Raw genomic sequence first — 21,853 nt, forward strand, 5'->3', positions numbered from 1 at the left:
GGAGGGAGCGGGCGGCCGGATGCCGACGATGCTGCCTGTCGGCGCCGGGTCCCGCAGGATTTTTCTGGGATCGTTCAGAATTTCGACGGTTGTTGCCGGAATGCCGGGTCAGCGCTTGTCGTCCGGCGTCCGGGGCGGGTCCTCGCCCTGGCGGCCGGTCCCGGCCGCGCGTGCCGCGTCCAGCTCGGTGCGCAGGCGATCGCGCTCGCTGCGGAGCGGGGCGACCTCGGCACGGAGCTCGGCGACCTCGGCGCGGAGCTGGGTGATCTCGGCGCGCAACTCGTCGCCGCGGTCCCGGGCCGCGGATTCGGCGGCCTGGGCTGCCGCCGCGGTGACGCGCGCCTGTTCCAGCGCGCCGCGCAGGTCCTCCACCCGGGTGCGCTCGGTGGTGAGTTCGGCGTCGAGTCGGGCCAGCGCCGCGGCGGCGGCCGCTGCCTCCTTCTCGGCAGCGGCTCGGGTGCGGGTCAGATCCTCGCGCAGGGTCTCGAGTTCCGGTTCGAGCCGGGCGAGCTGTTGTTGCCGTTCGGCGAGGGTGGAGCGGTAGCCGGCGACCTCCTCCGCGTGCGCCTTGTCGGTGGCGTCGATCCGTTCCTGCCAGCTGCGCAGGGTGTCGGCATGCTCCTCGGCGGCATGTGTCAGCTCGGTCCGGTGCGCGGTTTCGAGTTCCGCGACCCGGGTCTCGTGCGCCGCGCGGGCGTCCGCGAGTTCCCGGTCGACGGCCTCGACGGCTGCCTCCGCGTTGTCCCGGTCCTCGGTGGCCTGGGCGAGTTGCTCCCGCAGACGGGCGATGCGAGCGTCCGCGTCGGCCTTCACCTTGGCCAGCTCGGTGCTCGCGCGGTTCATCTGCGCTTCCAGGGCGTCCGCGTCGGTGAGCTTGTCGACCGCGGCCGTGATCTGCGCCGCGACCGCGCCGTACTGCTCGAGTGATGTTGCCGCCAGCGTGCGCAGCGCGGAGACCGCGGAGGTCAGGTTCGCGGCGGCCTCGGCCGGGCCCGGGGGAGTGCTCAGCTCCGCGAGCGTCGCCGCCTCCTTCTTCTGCCGTTCCCGTTCCCGATAGGCACGCACCCGGTCGGCGGCCGACGCGTACTTGCGCGGCCTGCCGGGTCGTGGGCGCTCGTCGGGCGCGGATTCGCCGGTACTCGGCTCGTTCATCGGTCCTCGTCTCGGTGGGGTCGGTGCGTTGCTGTGAGCAGAGCTTCGGGGGAAGCACCCGAAGCCGGTCGTTCAGAATCGGTGGCGGACGGAAACGAAAAGTTATCCGAACTCAACTCGTGCCTACTCCCGCGACGCTCAGGACACACCCCGAACACTTCCGACGGGGGGCATTCGGCGATACGCGACACCCTTTGAACGTTACTAGAAATGAAACAAAATACGAAACGTATTGTTATTAAATTAAAGGGCAGTGAGTCGGTCCAAGTGAACTGACCAGATGCCGGGGAGATACGGGAATCGTTACGGAGGAAGCGCCTGAGCGGGTTTTGGAGACGAAGATATGCGCATGTATTGATGTTCGAGGGTTGATCGTCATAATTCCCGCTTATAGTGAGTCAGGCGCCCGCGGGTGGGCGAAAAGTGGGAGGTGCCGTGCCGGGGTTCGGCGGCGGTCCTCGAGTACCCCGGGGGTGGGGCGCGGGGGGTGACTCGCTACGAATCACACTGGTGCGAAACAAGTTTCGTGGCCGGTCGGGCGCGAAGATGCGCTCGTTCGCCCTGCTTGCCGAACAGGCTGAGGAACTCGACCGGTTCGGCAACGGCGGCGCCGAACCAGTGCGGCACGCGAGTGTCGAACTCGGCCGTCTCCCGGGCGAGAGAACCAGGTCGTGCTCACCCAGGGCGAGCCGTCGCCGCCCGTTGAGGACGTAGATCCACTCGTGCCCCTCGTGGGTCTGGGGTCGTGGCGGTGGAGACAATCGACGACCGCCTCGCGGGGGTACGGCTGCGTGGGGATCGGACGATCGCCCGGGAGGCACTGGTGGTGGCGCCGCGGATGGTGGTGCGCGCCGAGTTCCTCGCGCCGCTCGGAGTGCGGCCGACGGAGCATCCCGCCGGGGTGGGACAGCACATTCCGGCGGACGCGACCGGTCGCACCGACGTCCCCGGCGTCTGGGTTGCCGGCAACGTCACCGATCCCGCCGCCCAGGTGGGTGCGGCCGCGGCGGCAGGCGCGGCCGTCGCCGCCCGCATCAACGCGGACCTGGTCGCCGAGGAGACACGGCAGGCAGTCGACGTCTGGCGTGCCCGAGTTCCGGGTCCGTCGCACACGCCCGGGCGCTGACCGGCGGGCACAGCCGATGCCCCGGTCCGAGCGACGCACGCCGCGCCGGACAGGACGCGCCGGCCGGTGGCACCGACGCGAGGTGCGCGGTCGACGCGTATCCTCCGTTCGCGAAGGGTCGGGCATGAGGAGTGGTGTCACCGTGACGAATCAGTTGCCGGGCAACGATTCCCCTGAGGCACCACTGCCTGCGCCGGTGCTTCCCCCCGGTGTGGAGGAGGCGATGCGCCGGCTCCGCGCCAAGGCCGCCTCGGAGAACACCCGCGCCGCCGTGACCAGCGACTGGAGCAAGTTCGCCCGGTGGTGCGACTCCGTCGGTCACGTACCGCTCCCGGCGGCGCCCGACCTCGTGGGCTGGTACCTGACCGAGAAGTCGAGCGAACTGCGACCCGACGGACGCTGGGCGTACGCCCCGTCGACCCTCGCGCGATGGGTCGCGACGATCAACAAGATGCACGCCTTGGCGGGACTGCCGAGGCCGGGACATCACGAGGCGGTGCGGGACGTGGTGCGGGGCATCCGGCGGACCCGTGCGGCGCCGCCGGCCCGCCGCACACCCCTGCTCACCGACGACATCCGGGCGATCGTCGGCGCGATGCGCGCCGCCGCCACCGAGTGGCCGGATCGGGTAGCCGAGCGCCGCGACTCCGCCCTGCTGCTGCTGGGGCTCGCCGGTGCGATGCGTCGGTCGGAGCTGTCCGCACTCACCACGTCCGATGTCGTCGCCCATCGGTCCGACGGGTTGTACGTGACGATTCGTCGTTCGAAGGCGGATCGGGACGCGCGCGGACGGACCGTCACGCTCCCGTACGGGCGGGATCCGCAGACCTGCCCGGTGTGCGCCTACCGGCGTTGGCGCGAGGTACTCGACGTGTGGGACGCGGTCGGTGGGGTGGCGGTGCGGGAACTGGTGAGCGACGAGTGTGCCGTCGGCGACGAGCACTGCTGCCGCGGGGTGGCGCCGGGGACGGGGGGTGGGGAACGGCCTCTGTTCCGCACGATCCACCGCACCGGCACCGTCGGCAGCGGCGCCCTGAGCGGGCAGTCGGTGCACTCGATGATCCAGCGTCGGGCGCGGCAGGCGGGGTTCGCGGCCGAGGTGGTCGCCACCCTGGGCGGACACAGCCTGCGCGCCGGGTTCGTCACCCAGGCCGTCCGCAACGGGGCCACGACCCAGACGATCATGACGCAGACGGGGCATGCCGACGAGCGGATGGTGGCGCTCTACAGCCGCCAGCACGCCGGGCTCGTCGGCAACGCCGTCACCGTGCTCGGCCTCTGACCCCGTTCACGTGCGCCCGACTCACGTGCGCCCGACGGGCCGGCGCCACGCGCTCGGGTCGGCGGTGAGCGCCGCGATCAGGTGTTCGGCGGCGTTCGGATTGCGGAACGGGCCGGCCAGCAGGTCCGCATAGACCTGGGACGGTGCCGCGAAGCGCAGTCCGTCGCGCCGCTGCATCCGCTCGAAGACCACCGACGACCACGGCGTGGCCACCACGACGTCGGCGCCGCGGTCGATCGGGCGCAGACCCAGGGCCTGGGCAAACGTGTCCGGGTCGTCGGCGTACACCTCGAGGACCTCGGCGCCCGCGTAGTCGGTGGCCCCGAGGCCGGTGATCGCGTAGCTCAGGTCGAGCGGTTCGGAAAGATCGGCCCGTACCGTGCCGATGCCGTCGGGTGCGGCGAATCCCCTTGTGACGCAGGGTTTACGGTCCGCAGCCCACGCGCGCAGCATCTTCTCCCAGTGCACCATCGTGATCGGACCGCGCGGAATGCGGCGGATCAGTTCCCGCTCCCCGAGGACCTCGACGACGCGGTAGGTGGCACCGGTGGAGGCGCCGGAGAGCCGGATCAGCTCCGGTACGGACATCTCCCCGGTGAAGTCCGCGAGCGCCCGGACCACGCGTTCGGACGGTTCACCGGTGAGTACCCCCGAGGGCCGGCCGGGCCCGCGCCACGGGTCGGCGTCGGCGCCGCGGTTGCGCACCCACATCGCCGGCCGGGACGCGACGAGCGTGAGGTTTCCGGTCGCGTCGGAGTACGAGATGCCATGCTGATCGAGCTGGCGGCGCACCGGATCGGAGAGGTAGTGGGCGCACACGAATCCGCGGTCGGACTCGGACAGTTCTGCGGCGATGCGCGCGACGTCTCCGCTGAGCACACCGCGGGACGCAATGACCGCGTACGACACCGACTCGCCGTCGGGCGCGGTCACGAGGATGCGATCGGGGGCCGCGGGGGAGCGGGGGCGGTCGGAGGTGACCGTCCAGCCCAGGGGCAGGCACGCCTCGACCACGGCGATGGCGCGCCGGTAGATGTCGATGGGCCGCTCCGGGCGGGGGCCCGTCGCGCTGTCGGCTGGTTCTGCGAGCGGTGCGGACGCTGTCATATGCCCACGATAGATAATCGGTACGACACGGAAGCCTGACAATTTACGAATACTTTCGCTGCCGACCCGCAACGTCGGGGGAGCGGAGCGCGCTGTGACCAGGCGAGAGGTCGGAGCCACCGTCTCGTCGAGAGGGTGATTCGGTGTGGCCGGCACCGATTCGAAGTGCCCTCGAAGACCTCGAGCGAGGAGATCGAGGCGAGGGCCAGTGGAGAGCCACCACGAACTCGCGATATATTCCGAATAATACGGAACTCTATAAAATACTGAACTCCCTCCCGGCTACAACCCAACCCCAACCCAAAACACAACGGCCAGCCCACCATCCGCCGCACCCGAGGGCTACAGTCCGGGAGTGCCTGCGCCGCGTCCGAATCGCCCGTCTCGCCGGGCTCTGCTGATGTCGCTGGTGGCGGCAGCGATCGCTGTGTACGCCGGTGTCCTCGTCCTGTTCGGGGTGAGCACACACGAACGGCGCGAGTGGCGGCCCGTGGAGGTGGCTGCGGACTCGGTGCTCGTGGTGGTGACGATGAAGTCGCTGCAGCCGACGGTCGACCGGGTCCACGCCGAGGTCACCATCTATCCCGGGGAGTCGTTCCTCGATGCGAACGGGGCCACACTCGCCGCGCCGTTGAGTGTGCTGCTCGTGCCGGCCGTCTCGCAGTCGGAGTTGTTCTTCCCGGCGCACACCGTGCCCGTCGGCTACCCGGTGGAGTTGCTGGCCCGTGGGCAGGCGATCCGCTGGCCTTTCGACGTCTTCGACGTCACGCCGGTCGTCGTGGAGGTCGATGTGGGGGAGGGAGCGGAGCGGGAGCCGGTGCCGTCGGATGTGCTGATCGACGGCCGCATCGACGGGTGGTCGATCGACCGTAGAGCTGTCGTGGCGGCCCCGGAGCTCGGTTTCCCCGACGGGGTGGACGGCACCGAGGTGGTGTTCGTGCGCACCGGGGGCACTCTGGTGTACGCGGCGATCCTGCTGCTGATGATGGTCGTCCTCGCGGTACTCGCCGCGTTCGTCGCGGTGCAGACGTTCCGGCGGCGCCGCGCAGTCGAAACCGACATGCTCGCCTGGATGGCGGCCATGTTGTTCGCCGTGGTTCCGCTGCGGGGCATCCTGCCGGGTTCGCCGCCGATCGGGTCGTGGGTCGACGTGACGGTGACCATCTGGGTGGTCACCACCCTCGTCGCCGCGCTGACGCTGTACGTGTACTGCTGGTGGCGTGACAGCCACCCGTCGCTCACCCGACGGTGACGACGATCCGGCCGTCGCGCACGTGCGCCGCGTAGGTGTGGACGGGGTCGATGCCGGGCGTGGTGCATCGGCCGGTGTCGAACCTGAACGCGTACTGGTGCAGGGGGCATACGACGAGGTCGTGGTCGATCTGGCCGTCGGCGAGTGGTCCGCCCCGGTGTGGGCACACCGCGTCCAGTGCCCGGACGGTGCCGTCGTCGAGCAGGAACACAGCGATCTGCCGTCCTCCCACGGTGTAGGTACGGCCTTCGCCCGGTGTCAGATCGGTCAGCGTGCCCACCTCGTACTCCGGCGCGGTGGTCCGGCTTTCGGTGGTGGTCATCGGACCGGCACCTGCGGCAGCGGGAGCAGCGGCAGCGCGGGACGGAACTGCGCCGGCGACTTCTGGGCCGTCCGTTCGAGCCAGGGGTCCCGGTATGCCGCGACGGCGGCGCCGATGCGTTCGTCGAGTCCGGTCACGATGTCCTCCTCGTCGCGGACCAGCAGCGCCTGGAGCCGGTCGATGCCGATGCGGGGCACGAAGTCGTAGGTTCGCTCGAGCCATCCGGCGTTCTCGCGGTAGTACTGAATGAACCGGCCGGCCAGGGCGAGGACGTCGTCACCGGACACGGGGCCGGCGAGCAGGTCACCCTTGCGGATGTGGGCGCCGGCGGCGCCGCCGACGTAGATCTCCCAGCGGCCGTCGCCGACCGCGACGACACCGAAGTCCTTGCAGAGTGCTTCCGAGCAGTTGCGGGGGCATCCGGCCACGGCGAGTTTCAGTTTGGCGGGAGTCTCGAGTCCCTGGAAGCGTTCCTCGAGGGCGATGCCGAGTGCGGTCGAGTCGCCGAGGCCGAAGCGGCAGAAGTCGCTGCCGACACAGGTCTTGACGGTGCGGAAACTCTTTCCGTAGGCGTATCCGGAGGGCATGTCCAAGTCGGCCCACACCTTGGGCAGGTCCTCCTTGCGGATGCCGAGCAGGTCGATGCGCTGGCCGCCGGTGACCTTGACCATGGGCACGTCGTACTTGTCGGCGACGTCGGCGATGCGCCGCAGCTGGGCAGGTGTGGTAACCCCGCCCTTCATCTGCGGCACCACGGAGAAGGTGCCGTCGCGCTGGATGTTGGCGTGGACGCGGTCGTTGATGAACAGCGCACCCCGTTCGTCGACCCAGTCCGGGCCCCACACGGTGCGCAGCAGGGACGCGAGCGGCATCTTGGCGGTGGCCTCCTCGCGGCCGCCGGGGGCGAGTTCGGCGAAGACCTGGGAGACCGCACGCAGCTCGCGGCGACGGATCTCGGCGATCAGGTCCGGTTTGGTGAGCGGGATGCACGGCACGTACCAGTTCGCGGCGGGGTCCTCGGCGAGGGCGCCGCCGGCGGCGCAGGCGACGATGTCGGCGACCAGGCTCTTGCACGAGCCGCAGCCCTTCCCGGCGCGGGTGCCGGCGCACACCTGCGCGAGGGTGTCGGCGCCGGCGCGGACGCAGGCGACGATGTCGCCCTTGCTGACGCCGTTGCAGTTGCACACCGGGGTTTCGTCCGGCAGGTCGGCGGCGACGTCGGCGCCCTGCGGGTCGCCGAGGTCGAACAGCAGCGCCGCGCGGTCCGCGGGGATCTCGATCCTGCCGTCGAAAGCCTGGGTGAGGGTGGTGGCTCTGCTCACGTCGCCGAGCAGCATGGCGCCGACGAGCCGGTCGTCGCGCACGACGATGCTCTTGTAGACGCCGCTGCGCGGATCGTAGAACTGGACGAACTCGTCGTCTTCGTGTTCGGGTCCCTTGATACCCATCGCGACGACGTCGATACCGGCGACCTTGAGGGCGGTGCCGGTGCGCGAGCCCTCGTACGCGGCGTGGGGATTCGTGCCGGTGAGGTGTTCGGCGAGGACGACGGCCTGTTCCCAGACGGGTGCGACGAGGCCGTACACCTCGCCGCGGTGCTGGGCGCATTCGCCGACGGCGTAGATGCTCGATTCTTCTTCGCAGCGCAGCTGGTCGTCGACGACGATGCCGCGTTCGACGACGAGGCCGCCGGCGCGGGCGAATTCGGTGTTGGGGCGGATGCCGGCGGTGACCACGACCATGTCGGTGCCGAGGACGGTGCCGTCGGCGAAGTGCACGGCGGTCACGGCGCCGCGGTCGTCGCGCAGGACGGCGGTGGTGCGGGTGCCGGTGTGCACGGCGATGCCGAGCCTTTCGATTTCGGTGCGCAGTACCCGTCCGCCGCGCTCGTCGAGCTGCTGGTTCATCAGGTGGGTGGGCGAGTGCACCACGGTGACGGTCAAGCCCTGGGTGCGCAGCCCGTAGGCGGCTTCGAGGCCGAGCAGGCCGCCGCCGACGACCACGGCCCGGACGTCGTCGTGGGCATCGGCCATCTGCAGCATGCCGTTGGTGTCGGAGAGGGTGCGGAAGCCGAAGACGCCGCGGCCGAGCCGCCCGTCCGGTTCGCGCAGCCCGTCCATGTTGGGGAAGAAGGTGTTCGATCCGGTCGCGACGACGAGCAGGTCGTAGGGGACCTGCCGGCCGGACTCGCACGTGACAGTCTTGCCGAAGCGGTCGAGACGGGTGGCGCGGTCGCCGGCGTACAGGGTCACGCCGTTCGCGCGGTACCAGCTCATGGGATTGAGGACGAGGTCGTCGTCGACGTCGGCCTGGCCGGCCAGCACGTGGGAGAGCATGATCCGGTTGTAGTTGCCGTACGGCTCGTCACCGATCATGGTGATGTCGAACTGGTCCCGGCCGCCGCGCGCGAGGATCTCCTCGACGGTGCGGGCGCCGGCCATGCCGTTGCCGACGACGAGCAGGCGCCGGCGCGGGCCGTGGTGGTGCGACGCGGTTGGGGTCATGCGTCCAGGGTTGCCGGGGGCGGTGACGGCTCGGCGGCACCGGGGTTACGCGGCGGTCAGGAAGTGCTCACTGCCGCTGGGGTGAGGATGTCAGCGGGAGGGGGAGTCGCGGCGCGGCATCGCCAGCGGGGAGACGACGGCGAGCACGAGGGCGGGCACGACGAAGCTCGCGACCGGGGCTGCGGCGTAGAGGGGGGTCAGTGCCAGCGGGGCGACGGCGCCGCCGGAGAACCGGAACGCCTGCACCACCGAGACGGCGCCGCCGCGGTTGCGGCCCGAGGAGCCGAGGACGGCGGCGTTGACCCCGACGAGCACGCACTGGGAGGCGATCCCGGCGACGAACCAGGCGGCCGCGACCAGCCACAGCAGTCCGGCGGTGCCGACGACGACGACGAGACCGGCGCCGGCGAGGGCGCCGAGCAGCACGGTGCGGGTGGCGCCGATGCGGTCGATGAGGGTGCCGACGCGGCGGGCGGTGAGGATGCCGGCGATGCCGAAGCCGGTCAGGAGCAGTCCTCGTTGCGTGGGGGTCAGGCCGAAGACGTCCTCGGCGCGGAAGGCGAGCAGGAAGTTCAATCCGCCGAGGGCTCCCCAACCGAGCAGGGCGACGACCCCGATGCGCACCACGTCGGGGCGCAGCGCGTCGCGCAGCCGTGGCGGTGCCTCCCCGGTGGGCGCGGTCAGCTGCTCGGGCAGGCCGATCACGGCGAGGACGGCGGCGGCCGCGGCGATCACGACGAACGCCCACCGCCAGTCGACCTCGGCGGCCAGCCCCCCGACGAGCGGGGCCGAGGTCTGTCCGGCGGCCTGCATCGCCCCGAACAGGCCCAGGGCGCGGCCCAGTCGTGCCCGCGGGACGAGCGCGGCGAGCGCGGCGAGCAGCAGCGGGGTGGTGAAGGCGTTGGCGACGCCCTGCAGGGCCCGGGATGCGAGCAGCAGCCCGAGGGTGGGGGCGAGCGCGGACGCCAGCGACGCGAGGGCGTAGACGAGGTACGCGGAGCGGACGGTGCGGACCCGTCCCCACCGGGCCCCGAGGGTGCCGGAGACGAGCATGGTCAACGCGAACGGCCCGAGATAGGCGGTGAGGGTGCTCGCGGCCGCGCCGGCGCTCACGCCGGTGGAGGCGCCGATCTCCGGCAGCATCGACGCCACGACACCGCCGCCGAAGGGGCCGAGGAATCCTCCGGCGTAGAGGGCGGCACGCGGCAGCGAGGCGCGTGCCGCCCTCACTGGGTGAAGCCGCCCGGGCCTCGCCGCCGCAGGTAGCGTTCGAACTCGGCGGCGAGGGCGTCGCCGTCGATCTTGGCGATGACCTCGGAGATGTCCGATTCGGCGTCGCCGCGTTCCTCGAGGGCGCGAACGTATTCGGCGATCTCCTCGTCGTCCTCGGTCATCGCGGTGACGGTCTGTTCCCATTCCTCGGCGAGGACCGGCAGTTCGCCGAGCGGGACCTCGAGGTCGAGGACGTCTTCGACGCGGCGCAGCAGCGCGACGGTGGCCTTGGGGTTGGGGGGTTGCGAGACGTAGTGGGGGACGGCGGCCCAGAACGACACGGCGGGCACGCCGGCGCGGACACACGCGTCCTGGAGGACCCCGGCGATGCCGGTGGGCCCTTCGTACCGCGAGCCTTCCAGGTTGAATCGTTTGGCGGCGTCGGTGCTGTAGGCGGTGCCGGTGACGGGGACGGGCCGGGTGTGGGGGGTGTCGGCGAGCAGGGCGCCGAGGATGACGACGGTGTGCACGCCGATCTCGTCGGCGAGTTCGATGATGGCGTCGCAGAAGCTGCGCCAGCGCATGTTGGGTTCGATGCCGCGCAGCAGCACGACGTCGCGCTCGCTGCCGGGGGGTGAGCACACCGACAGTCGGGTGGCGGGCCATTCGATCTCGCGGGTGACGCCGTCGACGAGCCGCACCATGGGACGGTTGACCTGGTAGTCGTAGTAGTCCTCGGAGTCCAGTTCGGCGAACGGTTCGGCGTCCCAGATGAGCTCGAGGTGTTCGACGGCGCCGCTGGCCGCGTCACCGGCGTCGTTCCACCCTTCGAAGGCGGCGACCAGCACCGGGTCACGCAGGGTCGGCACGTCCGGTTCCGGGGTCTCGGCGAACTCGCTTGCACTCACCTGTCCAGCCTACGGCGAGAGCCGGACGGGCCGCCCACTAGTCTGGAGCGCATGTCCACCCCATTGCACTCTGCCTTGCTCGATGCGCTCTCGCAGCGCGTTGTCGTGGGAGACGGGGCGATGGGCACGATGTTGCAGGCCGCGGATCTGAGTCTGGACGACTTCCGCGGCCTCGAGGGGTGCAACGAGATTCTCAACGACTCCCGGCCCGACGTCATCCGGGGGATTCACCGGGCGTACTTCGAGGCCGGAGCGGATGCCGTTTCCACCAACACCTTCGGTTGCAACCTGCCCAACCTCGCCGACTACGACATCGCCGATCGCATCCGGGACCTGTCCGAACGCGGCGCCCGCCTGGCCCGGGAGGTGGCCGACGAGATGGGTCCCGGCCCGGACGGTACGGGACGGTTCGTGCTGGGCTCGATGGGTCCGGGCACGAAGCTGCCCACCCTCGGTCATGCCCCGTTCGCCGTGTTGCGTGACGCCTACACCGAGTCCGCGCTGGGGATGCTCGACGGCGGCGCCGACGCCATCCTCGTCGAGACCTGCCAAGACCTGCTGCAGGCGAAGGCCGCGATCGTCGGCAGCCGCCGCGCGATGGAGCGGTCCGGCCGGCGCATCCCGATCGTCACGCACGTGACGGTGGAGACGACCGGCACGATGCTGCTCGGCAGCGAGATCGGGGCAGCCCTGGCGGCGCTCGAGCCACTGGGCATCGACCTGATCGGGCTGAACTGTGCCACCGGCCCGGAGGAGATGAGCGAGCACCTGCGGCATCTGTCCAAGCACGCCCGGCTCCCGGTGTCGGTGATGCCGAACGCGGGCCTGCCGGTGCTCGGGGCGAACGGCGCCGAGTACCCGTTGACCCCGGAGGAACTGGCGCAGGCACTGAGCGGGTTCGTCGCCGAGTTCGGGCTGGCGCTGGTCGGCGGCTGCTGCGGCACCACCCCCGAGCACATCCGGCAGGTTGCCGAGGCGGTGCGCGAGACCGAGCGCGCCGAACGCGATCCCCGGCCGGAGCCGGGCGTGTCGTCGCTGTACTCGGCGGTGCCGTTCGAGCAGGACTCGTCGATCCTGATGATCGGTGAGCGCACCAACTCGAACGGGTCGAAGGCGTTCCGGGAGGCGATGCTCGCCGGGGATCATCAGAAGTGCCTGGACATCGCGAAGGATCAGATCCGCGACGGCGCGCACCTGCTGGATCTGAACGTGGACTACGTGGGCCGCGACGGCGCCGCCGACATGGCGGATCTGGCGAGCCGGCTGGCGACGGCGTCGACGTTGCCGATCATGATCGATTCGACGGAGCCGGACGTGATCCGGGCCGGTCTTGAGCATCTCGGGGGCCGGTGCGCGGTGAACTCGGTGAACTACGAGGACGGCGACGGCCCGGGTTCGCGATTCGAACGGATCATGGAGCACGTGGTCGAGCACGGTGCCGCGGTGGTCGCGTTGACGATCGACGAGGAGGGCCAGGCGCGTACCGCCGAGCACAAGGTGCGCATCGCCGAGCGGTTGATCGCGGATCTGACCGGCAACTGGGGCCTCGGCGAGGAGGACATCATCGTCGACGCCCTGACGTTCCCGATCTCCACCGGGCAGGAGGAGGTCCGCCGGGACGCCATCGAGACGATCGAGGCGATCCGCGAGATCAAGCGCCGGCATCCGCGGGTGCACTTCACCCTCGGCATCTCGAACGTGTCGTTCGGGCTGAACCCGGCGGCGCGGCAGGTGCTGAACTCGGTGTTCCTGCACGAGTGTGTGCAGGCGGGGCTGGACACGGCGATCGTGCACGCGTCGAAGATCCTGCCGATGGCGCGGATCCCGGACGAGCAGCGGGAGACGGCGCTGGATCTGGTGTACGACCGGCGGCGCGAGGGATACGACCCGCTGCAGAAGCTGATGACGCTGTTCGAGGGGGTGTCGGCGGCGTCGTCGCGCGAGTCCCGCGCGCAGGAGCTCGCCGCGCTGCCGCTGTTCGAGCGGCTCGAGCGGCGGATCGTCGACGGCGAGCGCAACGGGCTCGAGGCGGACCTGGACGAGGCGATGCAGACGACGCCGCCGCTGGCGATCATCAACGACACGCTGCTGTCGGGGATGAAGACGGTCGGGGAGCTGTTCGGCTCGGGGCAGATGCAGCTGCCGTTCGTGCTGCAGTCCGCCGAGGTGATGAAGGCGGCGGTGGCATACCTCGAGCCGCACATGGAGTCCACCGGCGACGAGGGCAAGGGCCGGATCGTGCTGGCCACCGTCAAGGGCGACGTGCACGACATCGGCAAGAACCTCGTCGACATCATCTTGAGCAACAACGGCTACGAGGTGGTCAACCTCGGCATCAAGCAGCCGATCGCGACGATCCTGGACGCGGCCGTGGACAAGAACGCCGATGTGATCGGCATGTCCGGGCTGCTGGTGAAGTCGACCGTGGTGATGAAGGAGAACCTCGAGGAGCTCAATCACCGCGGGGTGGCGGAGCGGTTCCCGGTGCTGCTCGGCGGTGCCGCGCTGACCCGCTCGTACGTCGAGAACGACCTGGCCGAGATCTACGAGGGTGAGGTGTCCTACGCGCGCGATGCGTTCGAGGGGCTGCATCTGATGGACCGGGTCATGGCCGTCAAGCGCGGCGAGGGCCCGGCCCCGGACAGCCCGGAGGCGGTCGCGGCGAAGGAGAAGGCCGCCGAGCGCAAGGCGCGGCACGAGCGGTCCAAGCGGATCGCGGAGAAACGCAGGGCTGCCGAGACGCCGGTGGAGGTGCCGGAGCGTTCCGATGTGGTCGCCGACCTCGAGGTGCCCACCCCGCCGTTCTGGGGCACCCGGGTGGTCAAGGGTGTGGCGCTGGCCGACTACGCGGGCCTGATCGACGAGCGGGCGTTGTTCCTGGGGCAGTGGGGGCTGCGCGGGCAGCGCACCGGGGACGGGCCCACGTACGAGGAGCTGGTGGAGAGCGAGGGCCGGCCGCGGCTGCGGTACTGGCTCGACCGGTTGTCCACCGAGGGCATCCTGGCGCACGCCGCGGTGGTGTACGGGTACTTCCCGGCGGTGTCGGAGGGCGACGACGTGGTGGTGCTGGCCGAGCCGCACCCGGATGCCGCCGAGCGGTACCGGTTCACCTATCCGCGCCAGCAGCGCGGCCGGTTCCTGTGCATCGCCGACTTCGTGCGGTCGCGGGCGGATGCGCGCGCGAAGGGGCAGGTGGATGTGCTGCCGTTCCAGCTCGTGACGATGGGGCAGCCGATCGCGGACTTCGCGAACGAGTTGTTCGCGGCGAACTCCTACCGGGACTACCTGGAGGTGCACGGCATCGGCGTGCAGCTGACCGAGGCGCTGGCCGAGTACTGGCACCGGCGGGTCCGGGAGGAGCTGGTGCTCGCCGGCGGTCACAACCTGGCCGAGGAGGATCCGGCGGACGTGGCCGAGTTCTTCAAGCTGGGCTACCGCGGGGCGCGGTTCGCGTTCGGCTACGGGGCGTGCCCGAACCTCGAGGACCGCATCAAGCTGGTCGAGTTGCTCGAACCGGACCGGATCGGGGTGGAGCTGTCGGAGGAGCTGCAGCTGCATCCGGAACAGTCCACCGACGCGTTCGTCCTGCATCACCCCGAAGCGAAGTACTTCAATGTCTAGCGCGGTGGCCACGTCGACGCTGCGGGCAGTCCTGTGGGACATGGACGGCACGCTGCTCGAATCGGAAACGTTGTGGGACATCGGGATGCGGGAGTTGTCGCTGCACCTGGGCGGGCCCATGACGGACGAGACCCGGCGGGCGACGATCGGCGCGTCGAGCGCGTTCGCGTTGCAGACGGTGTTCGCCTCGCTCGATCTCGTCCCGGACCCCGACGCCCTGGTCGCGGCGAAGTCGTGGCTGTACGGGCGCATGGGGGAGCTGTTCGCGCAGGGGCTGCCGTGGCGGCCCGGGGCCCGCCGGACGCTGGGGGCGGTGCGCGCCGCCGGGCTCGGGTCCGCGCTGGTGACCAACACCGACCGGGCGTTGTGCGAGTTCGCCCTGGACACGTTGGGGCGCGAGCACTTCGACCATTCGGTGTGCGGTGACGAGGTGCCGGCCGGCAAGCCGGATCCGGCGCCGTACCTGCGGGCGGCGCAGCTGCTCGGGCTCGACCCGGCGCAGTGCCTGGCGGTGGAGGACTCGCCCACCGGGGCGGCGGCCGCGGAGGCCGCCGGCTGCACGGTGCTGGTGGTGCCGTCGTTGACGGACGTGCCCGGCTCGCCGCGGCGGGTGTTCCGGGCGAGCCTGGAGGGCGTGACCGTCGCGGACCTGCACGCGCTGCACCGGCCGGGGGCCGGCTGAGGTGGCGATCCCGAAGATCGTGTTGTTCTACCGGTTCACGCCGCTGGCCGATCCGGAGGCGATCCGGTTGTGGCAGCACACCCTGGCGGCGTCGCACGCGCTCACCGGCCGCATCCTGATCTCCGAGCACGGCATCAACGCCACCGTCGGCGGCGACATCGCCGACGTCAAGCGGTACGTGCGGGGCACCCGCGCGTATGCGCCGTTCGCCGACGCCGACATCAAGTGGTCGGACGGGACCGGGCGGGACTTTCCGCGCCTGTCGGTGCGGGTGCGGCCGGAGATCGTGACCTTCGGGGCGCCGCACGAGGTGAAGGTGGACGAGCACGGGGTGGTCGGCGGCGGGGTGCGGCTGTCGCCGCACGGGCTGCACGAGTTGCTCGGCGAACGCGGTGACGAGGTGGTGTTCTTCGACGGACGCAACGCGTTCGAGGCGGAGATCGGCCGGTTCCGTGGGGCGGTGGTGCCGGACGTGGCGACCACCCGCGAGTTCGTGTCGGTGCTCGACAGTGGCCGCTACGACCATCTCAAGTCGCGCCCGGTGGTGACCTACTGCACGGGCGGGGTGCGCTGCGAGGTGCTGTCCGCGCTGATGCGCAACCGCGGGTTCGAGCAGGTGTATCAGCTCGACGGCGGCATCGTCCGCTACGGCGAGACGTTCGGCGACGACGGGCTGTGGGAGGGTTCGCTGTACGTCTTCGACGGCCGGATGAACGTCGACTTCTCGGACGCGGCGGCGGTGCTGGGGCGCTGCACGGTGTGCGGGACCCCGACGTCGCGCTACCGCAACCACCCGGAGATCAACGGCCGGGAGCTGAGCCTGGTGTGCGAGGCGTGCGTGCCGGACCCGGTCGGGCCCTGACCGTGGCCGCGCCGCCGCTGCCGGTGCGTGACGGTCTCGGCCCGGACCGGCTGCGGCTGCCGGTGACCGATCCGGCCCGCACGATCCTGGGGTTCCTGCACCGCGCCGAGCCCGGTGAGGACTGGCAGCGCCACGCCGCGGCCGGGGAACTCGTCGACGAGCACGGCCGGCCGGTGACCGAGGACACCGGTTATCAGCCGGGCCGGTTCGTGTACTTCTACCGGGAGCCGCCGCCGGAGGTGCCGGTGCCGTTCCCGGTGACGGTCCTGCACCGCGACGAGGGACTGGTCGTCGTGGACAAGCCGCATTTCCTGGCGACGATCCCGCGGGGCGCACACATCCGGGAGACGGTGGTGGTGCGGTTGCGCCGCGACCTCGGTCTGCCGGATCTGGTGCCGGTGCACCGACTGGACCGGATGACGGCGGGCGTGCTGCTGTGCACCGTCGACCCGGAGTTGCGGGGGCCGTACCAGCAGCTGTTCGAGCGGCAGCGGGTGCGCAAGGTGTACGAGGCGATCGCCCCCTACCGGCCCGGGCTCGAGTTCCCCCGCACGGTGCGCAGCCGGATCCGGAAGCGGCACGGGGAGCTCACGGCCGTGGAGGAACCGGGCGAGGCCAACTCCGAGACGTGGATCGAGCTGGTGGAGCGGCGCGGCGCGCTGGCCCGGTACCGGCTGCATCCGCGGACCGGGCGCACCCATCAGCTGCGGCTGCACCTGAACTCGCTGGGGGCACCGATCGTGGGGGACAACTTCTATCCGCGGCTGCGGCGCCGCGCGCCGGACGACTTCTCCGATCCGTTGCGCCTGCTGGCGCGGACCGTCGAGTTCGACGATCCGCGCACGGGGCGGCGGCGCCGGTTCGACAGCGGCCTCACCCTCGGGTTCTGACGGTCCGGGCCGGGTCGGCGGGGGCACTGGGTGCGGGAGCGTGCCGCGGTCGTGAAACAATGAATCCCCGTGAAGACCTTCGATTCCCTGTTCGCCGAGCTGTCCGAGCGTGCCGTCACCCGTCCCGAGGGGTCCGGCACCGTCGCCGCCCTCGACGCCGGGGTCCATGCCCAGGGCAAGAAGGTGATCGAGGAGGCCGGTGAGGTGTGGATCGCCGCCGAGTACCAGAGCGACGAACAGCTGGCGGAGGAGATTTCGCAGTTGCTGTACTGGGTGCAGGTGCTGATGGTCGGGCGGGGGCTGAAGCTCGAGGACGTCTACAAGCATCTGTGACGGCGCGCCGCCGGGCCGTGGCCCGTGGCCGGCCGTCGTGCCCGCGAGACCTCCTGCACGTTTCCCCGCCCCTTGGTGTTCGCACCGTCGCCGAAAGGACCGTCCATGCTGCGCGTCGCAGTTCCGAACAAGGGCTCGTTGTCCGAGTCCGCCGCCGAGATCCTGCGGGAGGCCGGATACCGGCGCCGCACCGACTCGCGCGATCTGACCGTCATCGATCCGGTCAACGACGTCGAGTTCTTCTTCCTGCGGCCGAAGGACATCGCCATCTACGTCGGGTCCGGTGAGCTCGACCTGGGGATCACCGGCCGGGATCTGGCGCTGGATTCGGCGGCGCCGGTCACCGAGCGTCTCGCGCTGGGATTCGGGTACTCCACGTTCCGGTACGCGGCGCCCAAGGGCCGGGACTGGAAGGTCGAGGATCTGGCCGGTCTGCGGATCGCCACGTCGTATCCGAACCTGGTGCGCCGGGACCTGGCGGCGCGGGGGATCGAGGCGACGGTGATCCGGCTCGACGGTGCGGTGGAGATCTCTATTCAGCTCGGGGTCGCCGACGCGATTGCCGACGTCGTCGGCTCCGGGCGGACGCTGCGCCAGCACGATCTGGTGGCCTTCGGGGAGTCGCTGTGCGACTCGGAGGGTGTGCTGATCGAGCAGGAGGGCGCGAGCCGCGGGGATTCGGCGCGCAACCAGCTCGTCGCGCGCATCGAGGGTGTGGTGTTCGCGCAGCAGTACGTGATGCTCGACTACGACTGCCCCAAGCCGGTGCTCGCGGAGGCCGTGCAGATCACGCCGGGGCTCGAGTCGCCGACGATCTCCCCGCTGGCCGACGACTCGTCGGTGGCGGTGCGGGCGATGGTGCCGCGCAAGGGCCACAACGCGGTGATGGATCGGCTCGCCGAGATCGGGGCGCGGGCGATCCTGGCGACGGACATCCGGTCGTGCCGCGCGATGCGCGGCGTCGAGTAGCCGCGGCCGGGCGCCCGGCGCGTCAGCGCCCGGGGCAGGTGCCGGGGGCGGCGGTACCGGCGAGACGCTGTTCGGTCCAGGTGAGCAGGTCGGCTAGGAGGGGGGAGTCCTCGGCGACGAGCCCGAGGTGGTCCCGCCCGGGATAGCTGCGGTAGTCCAGGGCCCAGTTCTCGGCGCAGCGGTCGTGGACGTAGCGGTCCTGCACGGCGGCGGTGACGAGGGGGTCGGTGGCGCCCTGCGCGAGCAGGACGGGCACGGTCATCGGGCCGGTGGGGACGTTCTCCGCGAGGCGACGGCCGAGGGGGCCGGTGGTGGGGTCGGTGCGCAGCACGGGCCGGTCGCGGGTGAGCGAGAGTGCCGACAGGACCGAGACGTAGACGGCGGGTTCGGACAGGCACCTCGTCGCCATCTCGCGCACGAGGGTGCGGGCGGCGGGCCGGATGTAGGTGTCGCCGTCGACGTCGTCGTAGACCGCGGTGTAGGCGGCGAGGACGTACGAGGCGAACACACTGCCGCCGGGAACGGTGTCGAGACTGGTGGTCAGCGCGACGGTGTCGCTGGCGGGGGCCATCGCGGCGACCCCGGCGACGGGTGTGTCCGGGGCGTAGGTGGGGGCGAGCAGCCCGGCCCACAGGGCGGCGTGCCCGCCCTGCGAGTGCCCCCACACGACGGTGTCGTCGGCGAGGTCGAGGTCGTCGAGCTGGTGGGCCGCGCGTACAGCGTCGAGCACCGAGCGTCCTTCGCCCTGCCCGATCAGGTACGGGTGCGGGCCTGCGGTGCCCAGGCCGACGTAGTCGGTGGCCATCAGGACCCAGCCGCGGTCGAGGAGCGCGGACTCGGCGGGCAGGGCGCCGGCGCCGAGCGGGTCGTCGAGGAGGGTGGGCGCGCAGGGTTCGGCGAAACCGGTGGTTCCGTGGGCCCAGGCGATCACCGGTCGCGGTCCGGGCGGGGTGTTCTTCGCGACCATGACTAGGGCGCTGGCCACGGCGGGCTGGTCGTCGTCGCGGGTGGTGGTGTAGAGGATGCGCCAGGCCTCGGCGCCGTCGGGGACGGCGCGGGTGAACGGTTCGGCGCGCAGCAGCGCGCCGGGATGATCGGGGATCTGGTGCGGCGCGGTGTAGAACGCGTCGACGACGGGGGAGCCGGCGCGCAGGCGGACCGCCACGCCGGCCGCGGCGACGGCCACGAGCAGCGCGAGCACCGCCACGGCCGGTCGCCGGTACCGGGCCGGGGTGCGGCACGGCGCCGTTGCGGTGGGGTCGGGGGTGCGGCCGCCGAGGGCGGCGAGTCCGTCGCCGATGCGGGCGAGGCCGAAGAACACGGTGCGGATGCCGAACAGGAAGGCGACGACGAGGAGCGTGACGTCGGGCCAGCGCCAGGCGAGGACACCGAAGACGATGTCGGCGACGCCGAGGACGGCGGTGGTGAGTCGCTCGTCGAGGTCGCCACGGACGGCGCGGACCAGACGTAGGGCGCCGCCGACGACGAGGGCGAGCGCGACGGCGGGGGCGAGCAGATCCAGGGCCCGGCCGAGCCAGGCGAGGACGACGATGCCGAACCCGATCCAGGCGAGTGCGGTGGCGGTGGCCGCCGCCCCGGAGCGGTACGCGGCGAGCAGGTCGGCGGTGCCGGCGGTGATCGCGGCCAGCCCGATGAGCAGGCCCAGCGTGGACAGTGAGGTCAGCGGTCTCGTCGTGAGGAGCAGGCCGAGCAGCAGGCAGACGAGTCCGAGGAGCACGGACGTCCACCACGGTGCCGCGCGCAGCGCGGCGGTGGCGGCGCGGGCTCTGCGGCGGGGGCCGGTCGTGGGCATGTCGTCCTCCCTGACGCCGACCGAAATGTCCGGTCGAGTGTGGCACGATCGGCGGGCGCCCGACCGGTGATCGGGGTCGACGACCGGGCGCGGTCAGCGGGGGCGGACCTGCACGGTCTGCGCGATCCGTCCGACGGCGCCGTCCTCGTCGTAGAGCACGCCGGCGGTCATGCCCACCCCGTCCGGGCCGGTGGAGGTCTCGGCGCTGATGCCGACCCATTCGCCGGTCGGTTCCCGGAACAGGTGCACGGTCAGGTCGGTGTTGAGGAATGTCCACTCGGCGGGGTCGAGTTTGGACCCGACACCGTTGGCGACGTCGGCGACGGTGAACAGCCGCTCGACGGGGGTGGGGGATTCGCCCTCGACGAGGGCGACGTCGGTGCGCAGCCACGCGGCCGACGGCCCGGGCGCCCCGATGGGGGTGATCGTGCGCCAGTCCAGGGTGCGCACGAACCCGGTCTGCCAGAAGTCGGCGTCGGGGTGTTCGACGGTGCCGCGAGCGGGGGGTGGCAGCGGCGCGTCGGCGGCGTGGGCGACCGCGGGCAGTTCGGTGGTCTGCATGCGCCAGGCGGTGCCGCGGGCCACGGCCCGGGCGGTGCCGTCGGGGCCGGCGGCCCACAGTTCGGCGACGACGAGTTCGACCTTGCGGCCGGGGCGGTCGATGCGGGTGCGGACCTCGATCTCGGTCAGCGGCACCGGGCCGAGCAGTTCGACGCAGATGCGGGTCAGTCGGGCGTCGGGGCGGCGGCCGTGGCGGTCGAGGGCGCGGGCCAGCAGCGCCGACGGCGGGGCGCCGTGCTGCATCGTCGGTGCCCACGTGCTGACGGTGTGCGCGGTGGGTTGGAAGCGTTCGATGTCGGCGCCGGGGTTGCTGCCGTCGATCGGCACGAAGTACGCCGCGTCGCTCACTCGTTCGTCTCCTCCTCGGTGCGCCCCGCACCGGCGTGTTCGTCCGGGGGGTCCGGATAGGGCGGGGCGGTGCCGCCGAATGCCGGGCACCGCACCCGATGATCGCACCACCGGCACAGCGGTCCCGGGTTGGGCCGGAAGTCGCGTGCGTCGGTCGCGGTGCGCACGGCCACCCAGAGGGCGCGCACGGTGGTTTCGAAGCGGCGCAGCTCGTCCTCGTCGGGGGTGTAGTCGAGCACCTGTCCGTCCGCGAGGTACAGCAGCCGCAGCCGCGCCGGCACCACCCCGCGGGTGTGCAGCATCACCAGGGCGTAGAACTTCAGTTGGAACAGCGCCGCCGCCTCGCCGTCGGGCCGGGGGGATCGGCCGGTCTTGTAGTCGACCACGCGCAGCAGGCCCTGCGGGGAGATGTCGAGCCGGTCGACGAAGCCGCGCAGCCGCGGCCCGTCGTCCAGGTCGGTCTCCACCCGCAGTTCGCACGCCTCGGGGGTGAATCCGGTGGGGTCTTCGAGGGTGAAGTAGCGGGCGAGCAGGGTGCGGGCCTCGGCGAGGAACCGGTCGCGCTGGTCCTCGCCGATCACCTCGGCGAGGGCGGGTTCGTGCTCGACGAGCCGCTGCCAGGCCGGTGCCACCAGTTCGGTGGCCGGCGCGGGCAGCCGGTCGGCGGCGGGCAGGGTGAACAACGCTTCGAGGGCTGCGTGGACGAGGCTGCCGCGCAGCTGGGCTCGCGACGGGAGCTCCGGGATGCGGTCGATGGCCCGGAACCGGTAGAGCAGGGGGCAGCGTTTGAAGTCGGCGGCACGGGACGGCGACAGCGCCGGGGTCCGCGGCGCCGCGGGCCGGTCGTCGGTGGGGGGCGTGGTCGCGGCCGGGTTCACACCTGGCAGGGTATGGCCCGGGACCGACACG

At 71.5% G+C, this 21,853-nt stretch carries 18 protein-coding genes and 1 pseudogene; 9 read left to right on the forward strand and 10 right to left on the reverse strand.

Features of this window, described 5'->3' with window-relative positions; translation table 11 throughout:
- Window positions 1-108: 108 nt before the first annotated feature.
- The gene (locus ACM26Y_RS12760) at window positions 109-1,152 is read right to left on the reverse strand and encodes a hypothetical protein (protein ID WP_416063583.1); all 1,044 of its coding nucleotides are present in this window, start codon (window positions 1,150-1,152) and stop codon (window positions 109-111) included.
- A gap of 495 nt (window positions 1,153-1,647) precedes the next feature.
- Window positions 1,648-1,901: pseudogene (locus ACM26Y_RS12765) on the reverse strand (cupin domain-containing protein); the annotation flags it as partial.
- 2 nt (window positions 1,902-1,903) lie between these two features.
- On the opposite strand from ACM26Y_RS12765, the gene ACM26Y_RS12770 reads away from it, so the two are divergent.
- Window positions 1,904-2,278, forward strand: coding sequence for a hypothetical protein (locus ACM26Y_RS12770; RefSeq protein WP_416063584.1), 375 nt, complete (start codon window positions 1,904-1,906; stop codon window positions 2,276-2,278).
- Window positions 2,279-2,501: 223 nt separating this feature from the next.
- Window positions 2,502-3,560: a tyrosine-type recombinase/integrase gene (locus tag ACM26Y_RS12775; RefSeq protein ID WP_416063665.1), complete on the forward strand. Its 1,059-nt coding sequence runs from the start codon at window positions 2,502-2,504 to the stop codon at window positions 3,558-3,560.
- A 21-nt stretch (window positions 3,561-3,581) separates the two neighbouring features.
- Here ACM26Y_RS12775 and ACM26Y_RS12780 read toward each other — a convergent pair whose 3' ends face one another.
- Window positions 3,582-4,667, reverse strand: coding sequence for a hypothetical protein (locus ACM26Y_RS12780; protein WP_416063585.1), 1,086 nt, complete (start codon window positions 4,665-4,667; stop codon window positions 3,582-3,584).
- A 400-nt stretch (window positions 4,668-5,067) separates the two neighbouring features.
- Between ACM26Y_RS12780 and ACM26Y_RS12785 the strand changes: the two genes are divergently transcribed.
- A complete protein-coding gene (locus ACM26Y_RS12785) occupies window positions 5,068-5,919 on the forward strand; it encodes a DUF4436 family protein (RefSeq protein WP_416063666.1) in 852 nt (283 codons plus the stop codon).
- Here the strand turns inward: ACM26Y_RS12785 and ACM26Y_RS12790 are convergent.
- From ACM26Y_RS12790 to ACM26Y_RS12805, 4 genes are all read right to left on the reverse strand, one after another.
- Window positions 5,906-6,241 carry a Rieske (2Fe-2S) protein gene (locus ACM26Y_RS12790; protein ID WP_003937704.1) on the reverse strand — a complete coding sequence of 112 codons (336 nt, stop codon included), beginning with the start codon at window positions 6,239-6,241 and terminating at the stop codon, window positions 5,906-5,908. The two genes, ACM26Y_RS12785 and ACM26Y_RS12790, sit on opposite strands and share 14 nt — an antisense overlap.
- Window positions 6,238-8,745: a nitrite reductase large subunit NirB gene (gene nirB / locus ACM26Y_RS12795; RefSeq protein ID WP_416063586.1), complete on the reverse strand. Its 2,508-nt coding sequence runs from the start codon at window positions 8,743-8,745 to the stop codon at window positions 6,238-6,240. Before nirB ends, ACM26Y_RS12790 begins: the two co-directional genes overlap by 4 nt.
- Window positions 8,746-8,835: 90 nt before the next feature.
- On the reverse strand, window positions 8,836-9,975 hold the full coding sequence (locus ACM26Y_RS12800; protein ID WP_416063587.1) for an MFS transporter: 1,140 nt from the start codon (window positions 9,973-9,975) through the stop codon (window positions 8,836-8,838).
- Window positions 9,972-10,865, reverse strand: coding sequence for a PAC2 family protein (locus ACM26Y_RS12805; RefSeq protein ID WP_054374821.1), 894 nt, complete (start codon window positions 10,863-10,865; stop codon window positions 9,972-9,974). Before ACM26Y_RS12805 ends, ACM26Y_RS12800 begins: the two co-directional genes overlap by 4 nt.
- A gap of 51 nt (window positions 10,866-10,916) precedes the next feature.
- Here ACM26Y_RS12805 and metH point away from each other — a divergent pair, with 51 nt between their 5' ends.
- From metH to hisG, 6 genes are all read left to right on the forward strand, one after another.
- Complete coding sequence (gene metH / locus ACM26Y_RS12810) at window positions 10,917-14,486, forward strand: methionine synthase (protein ID WP_003937708.1); 3,570 nt, start codon at window positions 10,917-10,919, stop codon at window positions 14,484-14,486.
- Entirely contained in the window at window positions 14,479-15,168 is a 690-nt protein-coding gene (locus ACM26Y_RS12815) for an HAD family hydrolase (protein WP_054374822.1), read from the forward strand. Before metH ends, ACM26Y_RS12815 begins: the two co-directional genes overlap by 8 nt.
- Before the next feature lies 1 nt (window position 15,169).
- Entirely contained in the window at window positions 15,170-16,030 is an 861-nt protein-coding gene (locus ACM26Y_RS12820) for a rhodanese-related sulfurtransferase (protein WP_416063588.1), read from the forward strand.
- Window positions 16,003-16,920 (forward strand): pseudouridine synthase, encoded by a 918-nt coding sequence (locus ACM26Y_RS12825; RefSeq protein ID WP_416063589.1) that lies wholly within the window; start codon window positions 16,003-16,005, stop codon window positions 16,918-16,920. Before ACM26Y_RS12820 ends, ACM26Y_RS12825 begins: the two co-directional genes overlap by 28 nt.
- Before the next feature lie 69 nt (window positions 16,921-16,989).
- A complete protein-coding gene (locus ACM26Y_RS12830) occupies window positions 16,990-17,253 on the forward strand; it encodes a phosphoribosyl-ATP diphosphatase (RefSeq protein WP_003937712.1) in 264 nt (87 codons plus the stop codon).
- A gap of 105 nt (window positions 17,254-17,358) precedes the next feature.
- Complete coding sequence (hisG, locus tag ACM26Y_RS12835; protein WP_003937713.1) at window positions 17,359-18,222, forward strand: ATP phosphoribosyltransferase; 864 nt, start codon at window positions 17,359-17,361, stop codon at window positions 18,220-18,222.
- A 22-nt stretch (window positions 18,223-18,244) separates the two neighbouring features.
- Here hisG and ACM26Y_RS12840 read toward each other — a convergent pair whose 3' ends face one another.
- The 3 genes from ACM26Y_RS12840 to ACM26Y_RS12850 all read right to left on the reverse strand — a co-directional run bounded on the left by ACM26Y_RS12840 (window position 18,245) and on the right by ACM26Y_RS12850 (window position 21,822).
- Window positions 18,245-20,035: a lipase family protein gene (locus ACM26Y_RS12840; protein ID WP_416063590.1), complete on the reverse strand. Its 1,791-nt coding sequence runs from the start codon at window positions 20,033-20,035 to the stop codon at window positions 18,245-18,247.
- A gap of 93 nt (window positions 20,036-20,128) precedes the next feature.
- On the reverse strand, window positions 20,129-20,944 hold the full coding sequence (locus ACM26Y_RS12845; RefSeq protein ID WP_289381584.1) for a thioesterase family protein: 816 nt from the start codon (window positions 20,942-20,944) through the stop codon (window positions 20,129-20,131).
- The gene (locus ACM26Y_RS12850) at window positions 20,941-21,822 is read right to left on the reverse strand and encodes a PD-(D/E)XK nuclease family protein (protein WP_416063591.1); all 882 of its coding nucleotides are present in this window, start codon (window positions 21,820-21,822) and stop codon (window positions 20,941-20,943) included. The genes ACM26Y_RS12845 and ACM26Y_RS12850 overlap by 4 nt, the downstream gene beginning before the upstream one ends.
- Window positions 21,823-21,853 lie beyond the last annotated feature (31 nt).

This window comes from Rhodococcus indonesiensis, assembly GCF_047782815.1.
GTDB classification, from domain to species: domain Bacteria; phylum Actinomycetota; class Actinomycetes; order Mycobacteriales; family Mycobacteriaceae; genus Rhodococcus; species Rhodococcus indonesiensis.